The organism is Thalassobacillus sp. C254, from assembly GCF_001310615.1.
Window position 1 is genome coordinate 30,438 of sequence record NZ_BAXQ01000030.1, and the last position, 15,897, is coordinate 46,334.

Genomic DNA, 15,897 nt, shown 5'->3' on the forward strand with positions numbered 1-15,897 from the left:
AGATTATAAACAGGATAATCAAAGGAGTCCTACAAATCCAGTATCTTTGCATCATATCTTTTATGGTAGGGGGGTGACTCAGAAAAACAGTGACGGTATCGAAAAAGCATTATTATTATGTCTTGGATTTACTACAAACGCTTGGAAGGAAATTACTCGGAGCAATTTGAAGAATAAAAAAACTTTATCAACCGCTCAATTTTCACTCTAGAATATTAATACTTTATACGGGCAACACTGTTAGAATTTCACCCAAAAAAGCTTCCACACTTAAAAGTGCGGAAGCTTTTTTATGAAACACATTAGTCTGCATAATCTACTGTATCAATGTCAGCTGGATATACTCCATTTTCATCATGTACTTCTCTGCCACTGATCGGCGGGTTAAACACGCAAACCATTCTCATGTCTTGCTCCGCACGAAGGAGATGCTCGTCATGCTTATCAAGTACATATACTGTGCCTGCTTCTATTGGCCAAATCTTACTATCTGCTAAGGTCTCTACTTCACCTTTTCCTTCAATACAATAAACAGTTTCAAGGTGGTTTTTATAGTGGATATGAGTTTCTGTACCTGCACGAATAATTGTATCGTGCACAGAGTATCCCATATTGTCCTTCTTTAAGACAAGACGGCGGCTGACCCAATTTCCATTATCAACCTCTTGTTCCGTACCAATGATATCTTCAAGTTTCACAACTTTCATAGTAGTTACCCTCCATTTCTGTTAGTGTATTTTCAGATGGAAAATGTATCCCAATTGGTTATCGGTCTCCAGTAATTTGGGCCCCCATAGATTATATCTTTAGATTCGAGAACGTGAGCTACTGATTTTTTAATGAGGGAAAGTCCTAACTCGACTTCCTTGTCATCGATGATAATAGGAGGGAACAGCTAAATTATCCACTCATCTTTCCGTCCTGATTTTGACGCATCCAATGCCGGTGTTGGGCAACGGCGTTAATAAATGCCTGATTGAAGGAATTTAAATCCTGTGCATTACGTATGGTGACAATCCCATAATCCGCAAATACCTCTCCATTTGACTCTACTCCTGCCATTGTGATTTGCTGGATATCGGTAGCAAGCAAAAGGTCCACTCCTTCATTTGTAGCCCCTATGGCTTTCGCATGAACAAAAGCCTCACTAATAAAATCTTTGGCGTCCTTATGCATGCGTAAACTATCGACTGATTGTTTCCCGCCGGGAACAAAGAGGGCGTCACACATTACAGCGCCACTGTTTGCGTAGCTTTTATTCGCCTCTATCTGCTGCCCCTCCATACTTGATATCATCCCTAGCTGTTTGCTAATCACATCGATGTGGACACCTGCCGCTGCTAAAGCGGTTGTCGCTTGAGTGACGTCATGGTAACTAAAACCCTGATCGATTAGGAAACCGACTTTCCTGGTTCGAGCACTTCTAATCGTATTTTCCTGACTGACTGCTGGAGAAAGGTCTGTAACTCCAGTCCCCCCGGGATTTGAAGGAGGATTGACACCAATGCCTTGAGCAATTTGGACGGCGAGCTGTCCATCTACATTGTTAAACATGTCTACGACTCTCTGCTTAAGCTGCTTATCTTTCACACTGCCTACTTCAAAATGGAACGCCTTAATAATATGCTGCTTTTCAGCGGGCGACATGCTGTTCCAAAACAGTGTTGCTTGCCGGTAATGATCATGAAAGCTCTCACTTCGTTTTCGAATTTTTTGTCCTTCCACTTTTTCAGCGTAATGAGTAAACCCATGTTCCTGGTCTGACGCCGGATGAGGAGAATTTGCTCGTAATGAATTAGGTGAATAGCTCACGGCTCCTTTATCAATAGCTCTTCGGTGAAATCCGTCACGTTGATTATTATTCACAGGGGCGATAGGACGATTAATTGGGATCTCGTGAAAATTTGGACCGCTTAAGCGCAAAAGTTGCGTATCAGTATAAGAGAATAACCTTCCTTGGAGAAGAGGATCGTTACTAAAGTCTATACCTGGAACCACATGGCCAGCATGGAACGCCGCCTGTTCGGTTTCAGCAAAGAAATTATCTTGGTTACGATCTAGCGTCATCTTTCCAATTCTTTTTACAGGGATTGTTTCCTCCGGCCAGATTTTTGTTGGATCCAAGATATCAAAGTCGAAGGCAAATTCCTGTTCTTCTTCAATCATTTGCACCCCAAGTTCAAACTCTGGATATTCCCCCATTTGAATCGCATCCCAAAGGTCGCGTCGGTGAAAATCAGGGTCTTTTCCCGCTAGTTTTTGGGCTTCATCCCAGGTAAGTGAGTGAACCCCTAGTAAAGGTTTCCAATGAAATTTGACAAATCGGGCTTTCCCTTGCTCGTTTACAAAGCGAAACGTGTTAACGCCAAAACCTTCCATCATACGAAAACTTCGTGGAATTGCACGATCTGAAAGGAGCCACATCATCATATGGGCAGTCTCCGTGTTATTGACCACAAAATCCCATAACGTATCATGCGCTGCAGAGGCTTGTGGTATCTCATTATGAGGTTCGGGTTTTAAAGCATGGACGATATCAGGAAATTTAATCGCGTCTTGTATGAAAAAGATAGGAATATTATTCGCAACCAAATCGTAATTTCCATCTTCCGTATAAAACTTAGTCGCAAATCCCCTCACGTCCCGGACTGTGTCTGCAGATCCACGGGACCCTACCACGGTGGAAAAGCGAACAAACACGGGTGTCTTTGCGGAGGGATCTTGTAGAAAACTAGCTTTCGTGTATTCCGCCATTGGTTCATAAACTTGAAAATATCCATGAGCCCGAAACCTCGCGCATGGACCACTCGCTCAGGGATCCGTTCGTGATCAAAGTGAGTCATTTTTTCACGAAAATGAAAATCTTCCATTAACGTAGGTCCCCGCTCACCTGCTTTCAGCGAGTCATCTGTGTTGGTCACAGGCACCCCTTGATTCGTGGTAAGCTTCGTATTTTCGTGGTCAACTCGGTAGTTATCTAACTGCTGATTCTTTTTATTTCCAGCATCTGAATTGTTGGATTGGTGTTGATCCATGAATAGTCTCCTTTCGGTAGCAAGATAAAATCCCCTCTCGTCCCACCACTAAGGCAAACTGCTTTAGAAAGGGATTAGAGAATTCTTCCATTTTTTGTATTTTCTTCTACCGAAAGATTTTTATACGGATAACAAGAAAAAGGAGGAGATATTCTCAGTACATTTCCTCCTCCCCTCCAACTGGTCTTCTTTCTCCCATTTTACAACCAGGAAGCGTCAGGTTTACCGTCCTGGTTAAAGAGACAACTAATCCCCCGACATGCGGAAGGCATGAATCAAACCTTTCCTACTCATATAATTTCTGTGCCTTTTAAGGTTGAAGGGGATTTTTCACATTCCGTTTCTATCACATCCACTGTTTCGGATAGTTCCTGTCTTTAAATAGGTTATTATAGAGAACCGAAATAGCTATAACGACCAGAGAACTTATAATGACAGTGAGAAGGAAAATCCATCCTGACTGAGAGTTAATAGCCACAATCGCACTTGCAGCAGCGGGTGGGTGCATAACATTCAAAAGGATCATGAGGATGAGCACAACCGCTAGCGTCAGGCCAATGGTCAAGTGACTCTTTCCTAACATATCCCAAATGGCTAAAGCAGCAAGCGTTGAGACGAAATGTCCTCCTAAAATGTGCCGTGGTTGTGAAAACGGGCCATGATGAGCGGCAAACACTAACAAACAGCTTGCTCCAATGGGCCCAAGGACCATGGGATACCCTAATGCCACAGCAATCACACTCACTATGCTTATCGTAATCAACCCACCGATAGCTGATATGATATTATCTGAAAGGTTGATACGAGTTACGTTTCCTTGTTCGCCTTTCATCTTAGAAATATATGTAATAAACATTTCATAAAGGAGACTGAGTTTACTAGATTCTCTCTCAAATCGCATTTTTTATACCCCTATCCTTACCTATTTCAAGATGTTTGTAAGAAATTCTTCCATAAAACTTATTGTAAATAATTTTTAGAAGATTTTAAAGTTTTGTGACACTTTGATTAAATTCTCCCAGCCGGAAAGCTTTAGACACCATTGAAGCAAATAAGCTCATTGCGTTATACTAACTAAACACACATCTTATGACCAAGTTAAAGGGGCAAACTATAGATCGTAAACACCGTGGCGTGTATGCTTCTGGTTTTACCACCAAAGATCAAAGAGAAAAAACTCGGAGTTTGATGAGAGACTTTATTCAAAAATGAAAGAAGACAATAAGTAACGAAAGAAGCTTACAGAAATGTGGGCTTTTTTCTGTTGCTAAAAGTAAATATTTAAATTAAGAGGTAGGATTCTATCCTTCTATGTCATGCCGCCTTTTGGAATATTAACTGTGTTTACTTCTCTTCTTTTGCCTAGTGAATAAAAACCTCTAATAATTTCACCTAAAATAGTAAAATACTAGAAACTTATTAGCTTTAAAACATACCTCCTGATTAGGGGAAAATCTAAGAAAAATCTATGGACCAATAAACAACTGAAAAACGAGCAGCGAGTGAGTTCCTACACTACAGTTATATAACTTTGGCTTTTAGGTAATAATGATATTTAGTTTGAGCAAAAAAAGTTGTACTACGTGTGAAAATTTAAGAAAAATTATTGTGCATGTAAAGCACTCAGGAGGATTTGTACATGGAACAAGGGAAAGTTAAATGGTTTAACGCCGAAAAGGGTTTTGGTTTTATTGAACGTGAAGGTGGTGAAGATGTATTCGTACACTTCTCTGCTATACAAGGGGATGGGTTTAAAACACTTGATGAGGGACAAAATGTTTCTTTTGACGTTGTTGAAGGTCAACGAGGACCACAAGCGGGTAATGTTCAAAAATAAAAATGAGAAAAGCGCTGCATTAATAATAGCAGCGCTTTTCTCATTTTTTATTGTATAAGTAGTTTAAATCAAACGTTTGTTTAAGTATAGAAAATTTTGTTCCTTGTCCATATCTAATCTTTTATAACTGTTTTTTTGTAAGCCTCCACTATAGCTGGCTTAATCATTCAAATACCAGGGCAGCGAATTCAAATGCATTGGAACTTTGTTTTTTAAAGCCTGCCACTCATTGCGAACATTATAAAGTGACCTTTCGCTAAACCTTCTTATTTTTCCTCTTTAAGGGGCTTTTTCCCAGCTTGCCATAGCAATACTGTTTAATGCTTCCGCAAAGATATATATTATTGTCTTTTAATCCTTATTAAAAAAGCCTCTATCTTGAATCGTTTGCTAAGTGATGAGTAATTTCACTTTTGTTATCTGCTTGTTATTATTCCAAAATTCTTTCTCATTACTATTCCTTCTATCTTAATGGCTTCTTCTAAAAGTAAGTCATCGTCATCCTTGTCCTCTAATTGGTTCTCGATTGAATCTTATAGGTCCACTCCAATTAGTTTAAATATTCAATAAATTCTGTTATGATGTAATTGGACGTTAAGGACCTCCCTCATGGTTTCTTTCTGCTCCACAGAAAGGCTGGCCTTTTGGGTAAGCCTTTCCTTAATTTTTTGGTTTTTGGAAGGAATAGGAAAAAAGCCGCTTTACGCGGCCCACTGTTTCCCTAATACTTTTCGAGCAGAACTCTGCCAGAGACAGGGTAGAAGTAAGTTTGAAGCCGTCTAATCTCTTTTCTCTTTAGAATTCTGTGATTCGTTTTTGGTGTCAGTATTTGTTCCTTTTCTTGGTTGAGAAGGTTCTTTTTTACATATTTTTTTAATACTCTTTAGCATATTATCCCTCCCATTTTTTTACTTACTAATATTTTACCAAAACATGGGAGATGGGTATAGATAGAAGGTTCTATTTGTAGTAAATCAACACCTTCTTCCTAAATGTCATGTAAGTACTACCCTCAACTCTAAATATTAGTGCCCACTCAAAGCTAAGTAGGCATCTATGTATATAGAATACTATTAATTAGCGAACAAGACTCTCCTGGCGATCACTTCACTTAGCACCAGCATCTAAAAAGTGTGAGAATCATTATTCTTTTCTGGGATCAATCTAATTCACAGTCCTTCATAATTATTCATACTGAGTCCTTTTTTCTAGGTTAATGCTACTCCGCCCCTTCGGAAGTCACCTGAAATATTTTAGGGTAAAATCTAGCAGTTAAGCACTTTATTTATGAGTATTAGTTGAAAAAATTAGGTCGTTATCTATTTTGCAAGCAAAGGGATTAGTGGAGACAATTATACTTTGATCTATGCTCATAACCACGTTATATAAGCGAGATGCCTTTTTTGGCGGGCTTACAGAATAAATGTTCTCTAGCGGGAATAGATACGGACACAGACGTTTATTTTGTAAGTTTAAATTAAAATAACTCAGCTAATTCCAGAGACCTTTGCTTCTTCAAACGTAGCCATTTTATGGACTATATGGACGGCTGACCTAACAATTGGCAGGGAAAGCGCAGCCCCACTCCCTTCTCCAAGGCGGAGGTGCAAATCAATGAGCGGTTGCAGCCCTAAAAGTTGATTCACAACAGCATGGCCCGGTTCCATAGATTGATGGGAAGCCATAAGGTAATGCTCACATAAAGGAGCGATACGAACGGCTGTAAGAGCAGCTACTGCTGTAATAAAACCATCTAGTAATACTGGAATGCGTGCTGCCGCGGCACCTAAAACAACTCCTGCAAGCCCTGCTATTTCTAATCCACCGACTTTTGCCAACACCTCAATTGGATCATCAGGGTTTGGTTGATTGACTTTAATGGCGCGCATAATTACTTGTATTTTCCTTTCTATCCCTTCCTCATTTATACCTGTGCCAGATCCAACTACTTTATCAATAGAGGCATGGCTTAATACTGACAGTATGGCGCTACTTGCTGTAGTGTTCCCAATTCCCATCTCTCCTAGAGCAAGCAGCTTAGCGCCCTTTTGTATGGCTTTCTCTGCAACCTCAATCCCTTCTTCTAAGGCTGTAATTGCTTCTTCTCTCGTCAAAGCCGGCCCTTCCACCATATTATTTGTCCCCAAACGGACTTTTTTATTGATTAAACCTGGGATTTCTAAATGTTCCTTTACACCAATGTCTACTACTTCTACAGAAGCATTAGCCACTTGTGCCAACGCATTAATAGCTGCTCCCTCGTTCATAAAATTATGTACCATTTGCTTAGTAACCTCTGAAGGAAAGGCTGACACTCCTTCCTTCGTTACCCCATGGTCTGCTGCCATTATAACTACCGCTGCTGGGTCAACCTCAGGTTGAGTACTTCTCCCTATTCCTGCTAATTTAATTGCTAGTGGTTCTACCGAACCTAAACTTCCCAACGGTTTAGTTAGTGAGTTTATATGCTGTTCCATTTGTTTTTCTGCTTTCGTATCTATTCCTTCAATTAACCTAATTGTTTCGTTTAATTTAGTCATAACCTTTCCTCCTTCGTGATAATTCCCGACCACAAAAAACCTCAGCTTTAATAAGCTGAGGCATAGTTGGGGCAATATAGACTGTCTCATATAACTAGGTCAGTCTAAAAGAACACCTCGTTTTTTCATCATTTGGTACTTTTTAGTGTAACAAAAATACTATAAAAGAGAATAGTGTTTGCACTAAATACTCCTGAATAAGAGGAGAACCTTGTTTTTTTGATTATTATTGAATTATAATTGTTATAACAGTTATAAAAATATACCGATTTGTATAGCGTAATAGGAGGAAAATCGAATGGCGGTGAATAACATGGAACGCAAAGTAACGAAAATCGGAAATAGTTTAGGCGTAACGTTTCCCACAGAATTGCTTAAACGTCTTGGTGTAACGCACGGTGATGATGTTTTTATTGAGGAACAGGATGGCGCCATTGTGATTCGCAAAAGTCAAAAAGTACAGTTACCCAAAGGTGTGAGCGACGACTTTTTTGATATTCTAGATAAGAATATGAAACAGTATGATGAAACCATGAAAGGGTTAGTTGACCGTTGATACGTTATATAACTGAACAAGAAGTGATTGCCATCAATTTACTGGTCATTGAACGATATAGCCCCAAGGAACAAAAAGGGGTGAAATTGCCTGAACTTCTTAATTCCGCTATTAATCGCCCCAAACAATCCGCTTTTGGTGAAGAGGCTTACCCGACCATCTTCGGAAAAGGTGGAGCTTTGTTTGAGTCATTAGCCAAAAATCATCCCTTCCATAACGCAAACAAGCGAACGGCCTTTTTGGCATTGATTCAATTCCTTGCCTACAACGGCTTTCAGTTTACTATGAGTCAAAAGCAAGCCGAGGATTTTGTTGTGGATGTGGTGAATCAAAAATATGAATTTGATGAGATGGTGGCGATCATTAAAGAATATAGTGTAAAACGGTAGCCTTGTATCCGTGATACAGGGCTTTTCATAATGAGGTTCTTATGAGTTTTCTTCAGGGAACTAGATATAGGATTCGAATTCAAAAACATTGCTTTTGGCATCGTATTTAACTTTTCAGCTATTATTAGAAATACAATCAAACAGCCTTCTTGTACCATAACAAACCCAACCTATCACTGTAAGCGCCGCGAACCCAGCAATGTATTCCCCTGCTCCATTTGCACGTACTCTTGCAATACTTCAGGAAAATTCACAAAAAATTTATAAGTCAGCGTCAGCCGATGTCGTAGTACCATGTAGTATTAGTTCGTTAAGAAGGGATAAATTATGAAAATAATCAAAGCGAATGTATTAGAGCAACACAAAGAAGGGTTTATTGTACCCTTTTTATTCAATGTGTTCACGTATAATAATGTGATTATAGCCTAATAATAAAGGTACAACTAAGATCACCCTTATGAATATCTTGTTAATAATGAAGCAGCCTGGTCCATACTTTGGTCTAGGATGCTTCTTTATTTTTTGGATCCCCAGGAAAATATAAGATTTTTCTTTAAGGCAACCTCTTTATAGTCTTCCTTCAAAGATTCTAATTCATTTGCAAGGGTTTCAAGCCTGCTTTTTAATTCTACATTTTCTTTTCTCAGTTCTCATTTTTAACCTCAATTTGCTTTATTTGGTCAGCCTTTTCTTTTTCCAAATCTGATTGAATCCTAGCAAACTCAGCGTGATTATCACTAATGTTAAGATGTCTTCTTTTAAAGAAATCAATCGTATGTATGTGTTCAGCCAGCGTCAGTAATATATCTTTTACTCCTAATTCTTCAAGTGCATTTTCCATGGATTTTTGCATCCCTGATTTCAGATAAATTCGTTTGTTCTTTTATCAACCCTTATTGAACAAGCATTCTACGAAAGGTTTCCGAAGAAGTTTTTTGTCCCTTTTCTTTTTTGATTTCCTTAATCCTTTGTATTTTCTTGTCCTCTTCCCTTTTTGACTCGACCAAGCTCTTCATCCCATCTAATATTAACTAACCCATCGTCCCACCATTTTCGTATTGAGTAATCTTTTATATTATGTCTTTTTGCCATTTCTCCGATTCGATTCTAATCGCTATCTAACATCTTTCTCCCCCCTTACCCTTATATTCAGGTAATTATCATATTTATAATCCTTGTTATAAAAGGATTAACTCACACTTTTCCCAACTCCCCTGATTTTCACCTGATAATAACCTTATAAACACTTAACTATGCCTGTAAACCAAGGGATTAAGCATCAATTTAATCCAACCTCTATTTTTACCTTTTGCGTTTGTTTTTTCTTCACCATTTTACTACTAGAAAGAGAGTTTTTTCGTTCATTGATCCAGTCTTTCGCTATTAGCCGGTGATCAACCAGAACGTCTTCTTTCAAGAGAGACTGCAGCTTTTCATGAAATTGGTTTCCAGCCTTATCGTGATCTTCCGCCGATATGACTTTTTCAATCTTATATCCCTTTTCCCCTGCATCTTTGATGGCTCGTTTTAACGAATCCATTTTTAACCCACCCATGCTGACCATCCGGGTATCTTGAACCTTTTCTTTTTTCACTGACCAATAGGAAAGCAGGTCAAATCCTTGTCCTTTAATTGCTTCTCGGAATGAATCTTATATGTATACATATTAATGAAATTCTCCCCAACAAGCTTTAATATTCAGAAAATTTTGTTATAATGTAATTGGACGTTAAGGACCTCCCTCATGGTTTCTTTTTGCTCCAAGGAAAGGCTGGCCTTTTGGTAAGCCTTTCTTTAATTTTTTTGGACGGAATAGGAAAAAAGGCCGCTTCACGCGGCCCTCTGTTATTCTACTAATTTTCGAGCAGACTTCCTGATTTCTTGCCAAGGACAGGTAGAAGTAAGTTTCAAGCTAGTCTAGTCTCTTTTCTCTTTAGAATTCTGTGATTTGTTTTTGGTTTCAGTATCTGTTCCTTTTTTTGGTTGAGAAGGTTCTTTTTTAAATATTTTTTGATACTCTTTAGCATATTAATACCTCCCATTTTTTACTTACTAACATTTTACTAAAATATGGGAAAGGGGTATAGATAGCCGGCTCTATTTATAGGAAATCACACCTTCTTCCTAATTATCATAGACTTAAGAACCATCCCTAACTCTTAGTTATTAGTACCCGCTCAAAACTAAGTAGGTATTCTATGTATATAGAATACTATTAATGACCGAACAAGACTATCCTTGCGATCACTTCATTTAGCAAACAGCATCTAAAAAGTGCGAGAATCATTATTCTGCTCTTGGTTCCAAGTGATCTAAAACCCTTCCTATATAGTCATTCATACCGAGATCTTTTTCCTATCTGAATGCTGCTCATCCATTTGTAAGTCTGCTGCGTCTGTTGCCTAAGAATAGGGATTTTGGTTACGTGACATTGTTTAGATGGCATTTTTCTTGCTCTTAGTTTTTGAAGATCCCTCATTAACTCAAAGATATTCAAATGGTTAAGTACCTCCACAACTTTAGAAGGGATCATTATTTTGGTTACCTTTAATATCTCTGTTCTTAAGACAATAATGGCTACTAATTTTTCTTGCAATCTGTAAGGTATCCATTCCCATGACTACCTCGGCCACCAAAGCATCAATCGTATAGTCAGCAATAAATTGATTTCTTTTTGATTCTGCGGAGTTCTTTTTCGTTTCCTTCATCTCGGTCGCCCTCCATAACCCTTGAGGATCAATATCCCAATCCCAGTTGGTTGTTTCCACATATAGATTGGACATCGTTTAACATGCGTGGAACACCGGAATCTTTAGAGGAACCTTTTTTCCAGTCGTGTTTTTCAAACCGATATCCACACCACCATCTATCGGATTCTTCTCCACCAAAGTGGTCCGGTAATAATTGACACCCAAACTCAGATTACCACCTTAAAATGGACGGTATATACTAATGTCACGTAATCAAATAATTCAAAAGTGATTGAATCTCATTGAACTTATACATGTATTGTTTCAAAAAATTTGATAAGTGAGGTGATTTTTCAGATGAAACGGTGGACAAAAGATATTGAAATAAACGCTCCAATTGAACAAGTTTGGGTGCTTTTTGACGGTTCTCTTGAGAATATGCAAAAATTATGCCTCAAGTAGTTGAACATAAGCAGATTAAAATAACCGAAGAGGTTGTTGGAAGTGTATATCGCCAAAAATATAAAGAAGGGAAACGCATAGAAGAATATGAGGTAGAAACATTAGAATATACAAATACACCTCAAAAGAAAAAGCTAAAAGTTGGCTTTACACTTGCCAATGTGTTTGAAATAACAGCTTTATATGAATTAGTAAAATTAATGAAAATAAAACTTTATTAAAATATACTGTGACCAATCGCCCATTAAAGTGGTTTGTGAAATTGTTGTTATTGGTTGCATCTGAAAAAGTAGTAGTGAGATTTTTAGAACGCGTAAAAAAAGTAGCTGAGTCCTAACTTAGAAGTTAAAAACGGGTGCTTTACAAATAACTTTTTATGCCCAGTACAACAATAATATTCAGTAAAAATTAATATTTCATAATTGGCTTGATTGCGGAAGGACACTAATTCCTCGTTAAAGAGGAATAGGTTATTGCACTAAAAATTGTTGACGTCTTCCATTGGTAAACATGTTAACATCAAGTGGTAATTTGGAGGTATGTGCTCCTAAAACCACGTCAGGGATGGTACATGCTTGTAGCTGTAATCAGGAAAACGAAGGAAAAGAAGAGAGACATAAATCAAACGTTTGTTTGAAGAAAAACAATAGTTGTGTCACTTACAGGGGGGCCACCTCTATTAGTCTGTTTAATAAAAAGAAAGCAGAAGTACTTTGTCCCTTCTGCGTCTTCCTATCCTAATTGGCTTGTTTTTTCGTTTCAAAGTTTATTTCTTAAAATATATTATCAATTTTGATAAAGCCGATCTAAAACATTTCCAACATACTCATTCATACTCAACCCTTTTGCGGCTGCTTCTTTCTTTAATTTTTCCTTGGTGGCTGCTTTAACAAAAGCTTGTATGGTCTCTGTATCACTGTTTAAATAAACTGTATTTTCACGTAACATACTAGAGCCTGAGTCATATACTTGTTAACTATTCCCTCTATCGTGAAAGGATTGTCTTCAGCTGGGATGGGTAAATCAAAACTTCTCACAGAAAAAGAAATCGTAGATTTATTTCGCTGAACCAACGCATTTTGTAAACCCACTTCGTTCATTACATAGTCCATGAAATAATAGGTAGAAGAATACACATTGTCGCTAGCTGGGAAAGTAAATGCCACATAACCTGGTTTCCGGACTTTCTTGCCGTTAAAAAGTGAATTCTTTTCCTTCGTAGGCGCAAGGTTTTTCGCTTCCTCTAAAGAAAGTCTTTCTCCATTTATGCTTTGAATGATAAGTTCATCAAGCTGAAGCACTCTCGCAGCAAGGGTCCCATCTTGTTCGTAGAGCGGCTGAAAAAGGTAGAATCCTAGAGTCTCGTCATATAGCTTCTCTTGTTTGTTGCGAAGAATGCGGGAAGCATACACCTTAAAGTCTTCTTCCTTAACAAAATATCGCTCTAACCCCTTATACATTTTCCTCTCTGCAGGCAGTTCTCCACTTTTGATATGCCTTGTTACCGTATAGGAAGTGATTCCCAACTGATCAGCAATATCTTTTGTAGAAAGACCGGGCTTTTCTTCTTGAGCATCTACGAGTTTAAGAGCTTCCTCCTCTGAGAAACGGTACTCTCCATCTATTTGCCAGCTGTCCTTATTATAAGGAATCACTTTCCCTTCTCTTATGTATTTATATATGGTTGCTTCTGTTATGTTTAACAGTTCAGCCAAATCCTTAGAAACATAGTAAGACTTGTCCATACCTCTCCTCACCCTTTCTCACTAAAACAAACAATCTATCATTTACACGAAATTAAGTATGATATTAGTTTTATATTTGTTTTTTCGTTAATAATATAAAAAACTTACAAAAATGATAAGTAACAACTTCATCATTTTATATACTTATCATAGTAAACAAATAGCATATTATAAATAATACATTAAAACATGTTATGATGTTACCTTATTTTTCAACAAATTATTATTCTAATTAATGTTTATATAAATGAAAAATGAAGGATTATTCGTGTAGAGATAGAATTGGCATATTACTAAACATCAAGTAAAATGATAATTATAGAAAGCATGTTTCTAAATAGAGTTATTACCTAACTTTAAAATAACAGAGGTGATTTTCGTATATGTCTTTTCCTTATACATTAATGGATCATACTCCCATACATACAAACGAAAAAGATGTACTTTTATCTCATAAAAATCAGTTACTTACACACCTGAGTGATTCTTCCTACCTTCCATCGGTTTATTCCAAAATTGAAGAAAATGAAGATGCATTGCTGCCTGCTTTTTCTTCATTATCTGATCTAGAAGTAATGTATTTTTTTGTCCATCGAGAAACGCATGACGATGAAGCCAAAAACCGGAAAAACCAAACCAAAAAAGAATACCTCCGAGATCTTCTTCAGTTTTATACGTTCCTTCAAGTGCAGCTGCAGAATGAAGAAGTCTCTTCTACTTTGTTCCCTTATATAAGGAAGAAACACGTCAGAGCTTATCAGGAGTGGTTAAAGGATGGGGAGTTTCAACATAGAAAACAAGGGTATGCGGTGGCAACTCGTGCGAGGAAAATTACCGTGGTTAAAAGCTTTTTAGAGTTTTTATATGAGGAAGAAATCGTGGAGTTTCCGTTACAAGTGGCGTTTAAAAAAAGCACTGTGCGGAGAAAGGATAAACCGAAGCGGGAACTAACCTATGAAGAAGTGAAGTCATTGCTGGATTACTATAAAGATCATCCGATTAATCATGCGATCTTGTTGTTGCTTGCCACCACAGGGCTAAGAATACAGGAAGTAGCGAAAGCCAAGTGGGGAGATTTGTATTATGATCCTTCCATTAACGGAGGAACCTATTTTTTAAAGGTGATTGGAAAGAATGATGTAGAAAGACATGCAGTAATATTGCCCTCTACCTTGGAGAGTATAAAGCGCTTTCGAAAAAGAAGGGACGTTTCCGTGGATTTAAATGCTGAGGATCTGAATCCTTTGTTTACAACCAATAAAGAAAAGGCATACGGATATAAGTATTTAAGCCAGTACGTGACCAGGATAATAGAAGAAACAGAGTTATCTTGGACAAAGAATAAGGGGCCGATTACCCCCCATTACTTCCGCCATTTCTTTGTGAATTACTCTGTTTTAACCCTAGGACTACCGATTGAACAAGTTCAAAAAACAGTGGGCCATCAATCAAAGGTGACTACAGAGGGCTATGTTGCTGATACAATTACAAAAAGAAAAGATGCTGGTTTATATTGGAGTGAGGATTTATTATAATTCCCCTTTTCAACTTAAAAGATTTACAGCATAAAATGTTGCTGAGGTCTTCAAAACCTTCAGGGTGGCTCGTGCAGAGAATAGACCTCCTAAGTAGGCGATTATTCCACCAAGTATTGCCCTTCCTATCGCAAACTGCAGTAATGTGTCTTGTCACATTGTCATTTCCTCCTGTAACCGTCAAGTGGAAATGGTTCTTACGAACTTTTGGGGAAAGTACACCCACTGACGTGATAAGGAGTAGGGGTATTTTTTCAAAATAACTTATCAATTCTAGGAAGGCTCTGTACGGTAAAGTACTTTCTGACGCAAAAGATCAAAATTCCCTCTGCCATACATGATTGCTTTGTGTACTTTCAATCGGTTGATATGACCTTCGGCCACCCCGTTGCTCCATGGTAAATGAACTGCATTTCGGACAGCTGTTTCGTCTTTACGGATTCTTTTGATGAATTGTTGAATGGCGGGGAACTTACTTTCCTTATAATTGTTCAACCATTGGTCAAACAAGGATTCTTTTTTTTCTTTGAAGATTCTTCTAAAAGAAAGAGCTAATAATTGTAATTCCATTAAAACGGGTTGTTTTTCTGTCCACGACTCTTCCAAAGAGACGTCGGATTCATTTGGATCTGCTGCTTTCCATAAGCGGGTAAGGATTTTTGATCTTCTGACTGACTTTGGGGGAGCTGGGGCATTCCTTCTTTCTTGTGCGACCATTTTATTTAATGTAGATCGAGAACCTGTATATCCTTTATTCCTGCAAATTCTTTCTATTTCATTTGCACCTTTATTACTTTTGAGTAAATCACTGGGGCGGAAAGCATCAAAGCGCGAAGGTCGTCTGTGGCTTGGAGGTTCCTTGATTTTTAAATACTTATAGACAGTATTTCGTGATACATTCATTTCTCTGCTAATCGCACTAATGTTCTTTCCTTTTTCATGCTTCATCTGTACCTTTTGAATCAATTCCCATCGCTCCCTTTCACCCTTTTCCCGTTTTTTATCTTCCATTCTTGTAGAGGTTTTAGTAGAGGATCGGTAAGACGATTCATGTTTTGAATCAATACTCCAACGAAGCGGTACCAGACGATTGATTTCCTCTTTTACT

General features: G+C 38.0%; 18 protein-coding genes and 1 pseudogene. 5 read left to right on the top strand and 14 right to left on the bottom strand.

Annotation, left to right across the window (positions count from 1 at the left end):
* Positions 1-302 precede the first annotated feature (302 nt).
* The 4 genes and pseudogenes from JCM19033_RS19305 to JCM19033_RS19315 form a co-directional block, all read right to left on the bottom strand.
* Positions 303-707, bottom strand: a complete 405-nt coding sequence (locus tag JCM19033_RS19305; RefSeq protein WP_054637533.1) for an ectoine synthase — start codon at positions 705-707, stop codon at positions 303-305.
* A gap of 193 nt (positions 708-900) precedes the next feature.
* Positions 901-1,647 (bottom strand): DJ-1/PfpI family protein, encoded by a 747-nt coding sequence (locus JCM19033_RS28500; protein WP_374701273.1) that lies wholly within the window; start codon positions 1,645-1,647, stop codon positions 901-903.
* Between the two features lie 201 nt (positions 1,648-1,848).
* Positions 1,849-3,035, bottom strand: a pseudogene (locus JCM19033_RS28505) (catalase); the annotation flags it as partial.
* 346 nt (positions 3,036-3,381) lie between these two features.
* Complete coding sequence (locus tag JCM19033_RS19315) at positions 3,382-3,936, bottom strand: HPP family protein (protein ID WP_054637534.1); 555 nt, start codon at positions 3,934-3,936, stop codon at positions 3,382-3,384.
* A gap of 738 nt (positions 3,937-4,674) precedes the next feature.
* Between JCM19033_RS19315 and JCM19033_RS19320 the strand changes: the two genes are divergently transcribed.
* Positions 4,675-4,872 carry a cold-shock protein gene (locus JCM19033_RS19320; RefSeq protein ID WP_054637535.1) on the top strand — a complete coding sequence of 66 codons (198 nt, stop codon included), beginning with the start codon at positions 4,675-4,677 and terminating at the stop codon, positions 4,870-4,872.
* Between the two features lie 1,487 nt (positions 4,873-6,359).
* On the opposite strand, the gene cobT is transcribed toward JCM19033_RS19320, so the two are convergent.
* Positions 6,360-7,412 (bottom strand): nicotinate-nucleotide--dimethylbenzimidazole phosphoribosyltransferase, encoded by a 1,053-nt coding sequence (cobT, locus tag JCM19033_RS19325; protein WP_054637536.1) that lies wholly within the window; start codon positions 7,410-7,412, stop codon positions 6,360-6,362.
* A 298-nt stretch (positions 7,413-7,710) separates the two neighbouring features.
* Between cobT and JCM19033_RS19330 the strand changes: the two genes are divergently transcribed.
* Positions 7,711-7,968 (top strand): AbrB/MazE/SpoVT family DNA-binding domain-containing protein, encoded by a 258-nt coding sequence (locus JCM19033_RS19330; RefSeq protein ID WP_054637537.1) that lies wholly within the window; start codon positions 7,711-7,713, stop codon positions 7,966-7,968.
* Positions 7,968-8,357 (top strand): type II toxin-antitoxin system death-on-curing family toxin, encoded by a 390-nt coding sequence (locus tag JCM19033_RS19335; protein ID WP_054637545.1) that lies wholly within the window; start codon positions 7,968-7,970, stop codon positions 8,355-8,357. Before JCM19033_RS19330 ends, JCM19033_RS19335 begins: the two co-directional genes overlap by 1 nt.
* A gap of 643 nt (positions 8,358-9,000) precedes the next feature.
* On the opposite strand, the gene JCM19033_RS19340 is transcribed toward JCM19033_RS19335, so the two are convergent.
* The 6 genes from JCM19033_RS19340 to JCM19033_RS26670 form a co-directional block, all read right to left on the bottom strand.
* Positions 9,001-9,198 carry a hypothetical protein gene (locus JCM19033_RS19340; protein WP_054637538.1) on the bottom strand — a complete coding sequence of 66 codons (198 nt, stop codon included), beginning with the start codon at positions 9,196-9,198 and terminating at the stop codon, positions 9,001-9,003.
* 119 nt (positions 9,199-9,317) lie between these two features.
* The gene (locus JCM19033_RS26665; protein WP_269758409.1) at positions 9,318-9,449 is read right to left on the bottom strand and encodes a hypothetical protein; all 132 of its coding nucleotides are present in this window, start codon (positions 9,447-9,449) and stop codon (positions 9,318-9,320) included.
* 187 nt (positions 9,450-9,636) lie between these two features.
* Positions 9,637-9,990: a toprim domain-containing protein gene (locus JCM19033_RS19345; protein ID WP_083465601.1), complete on the bottom strand. Its 354-nt coding sequence runs from the start codon at positions 9,988-9,990 to the stop codon at positions 9,637-9,639.
* Between the two features lie 699 nt (positions 9,991-10,689).
* A complete protein-coding gene (locus JCM19033_RS28510) occupies positions 10,690-10,953 on the bottom strand; it encodes a propanediol/glycerol family dehydratase large subunit (protein WP_198153586.1) in 264 nt (87 codons plus the stop codon).
* Positions 10,877-11,140, bottom strand: coding sequence for a hypothetical protein (locus JCM19033_RS19355; RefSeq protein ID WP_157049979.1), 264 nt, complete (start codon positions 11,138-11,140; stop codon positions 10,877-10,879). Before JCM19033_RS19355 ends, JCM19033_RS28510 begins: the two co-directional genes overlap by 77 nt.
* A 3-nt stretch (positions 11,141-11,143) precedes the next feature.
* On the bottom strand, positions 11,144-11,272 hold the full coding sequence (locus tag JCM19033_RS26670) for a hypothetical protein (protein WP_269758410.1): 129 nt from the start codon (positions 11,270-11,272) through the stop codon (positions 11,144-11,146).
* Positions 11,273-11,496: 224 nt separating this feature from the next.
* On the opposite strand from JCM19033_RS26670, the gene JCM19033_RS27730 reads away from it, so the two are divergent.
* Positions 11,497-11,730: a hypothetical protein gene (locus JCM19033_RS27730; protein WP_306301408.1), complete on the top strand. Its 234-nt coding sequence runs from the start codon at positions 11,497-11,499 to the stop codon at positions 11,728-11,730.
* 565 nt (positions 11,731-12,295) lie between these two features.
* Here the strand turns inward: JCM19033_RS27730 and JCM19033_RS23805 are convergent.
* Together JCM19033_RS23805 and JCM19033_RS19365 are read right to left on the bottom strand one after the other, a co-directional pair.
* Positions 12,296-12,457, bottom strand: a complete 162-nt coding sequence (locus JCM19033_RS23805) for a hypothetical protein (RefSeq protein WP_157049980.1) — start codon at positions 12,455-12,457, stop codon at positions 12,296-12,298.
* Entirely contained in the window at positions 12,430-13,254 is an 825-nt protein-coding gene (locus JCM19033_RS19365) for a helix-turn-helix domain-containing protein (RefSeq protein ID WP_054637542.1), read from the bottom strand. The genes JCM19033_RS23805 and JCM19033_RS19365 overlap by 28 nt, the downstream gene beginning before the upstream one ends.
* Before the next feature lie 383 nt (positions 13,255-13,637).
* Here JCM19033_RS19365 and JCM19033_RS19370 point away from each other — a divergent pair, with 383 nt between their 5' ends.
* Positions 13,638-14,789: a tyrosine-type recombinase/integrase gene (locus JCM19033_RS19370; protein WP_054637543.1), complete on the top strand. Its 1,152-nt coding sequence runs from the start codon at positions 13,638-13,640 to the stop codon at positions 14,787-14,789.
* A 273-nt stretch (positions 14,790-15,062) separates the two neighbouring features.
* Here the strand turns inward: JCM19033_RS19370 and JCM19033_RS19375 are convergent.
* Positions 15,063-15,897, bottom strand: an 835-nt coding sequence (locus JCM19033_RS19375) for a transposase (RefSeq protein ID WP_157049981.1), incomplete at its 5' end; no start/stop codon positions are given.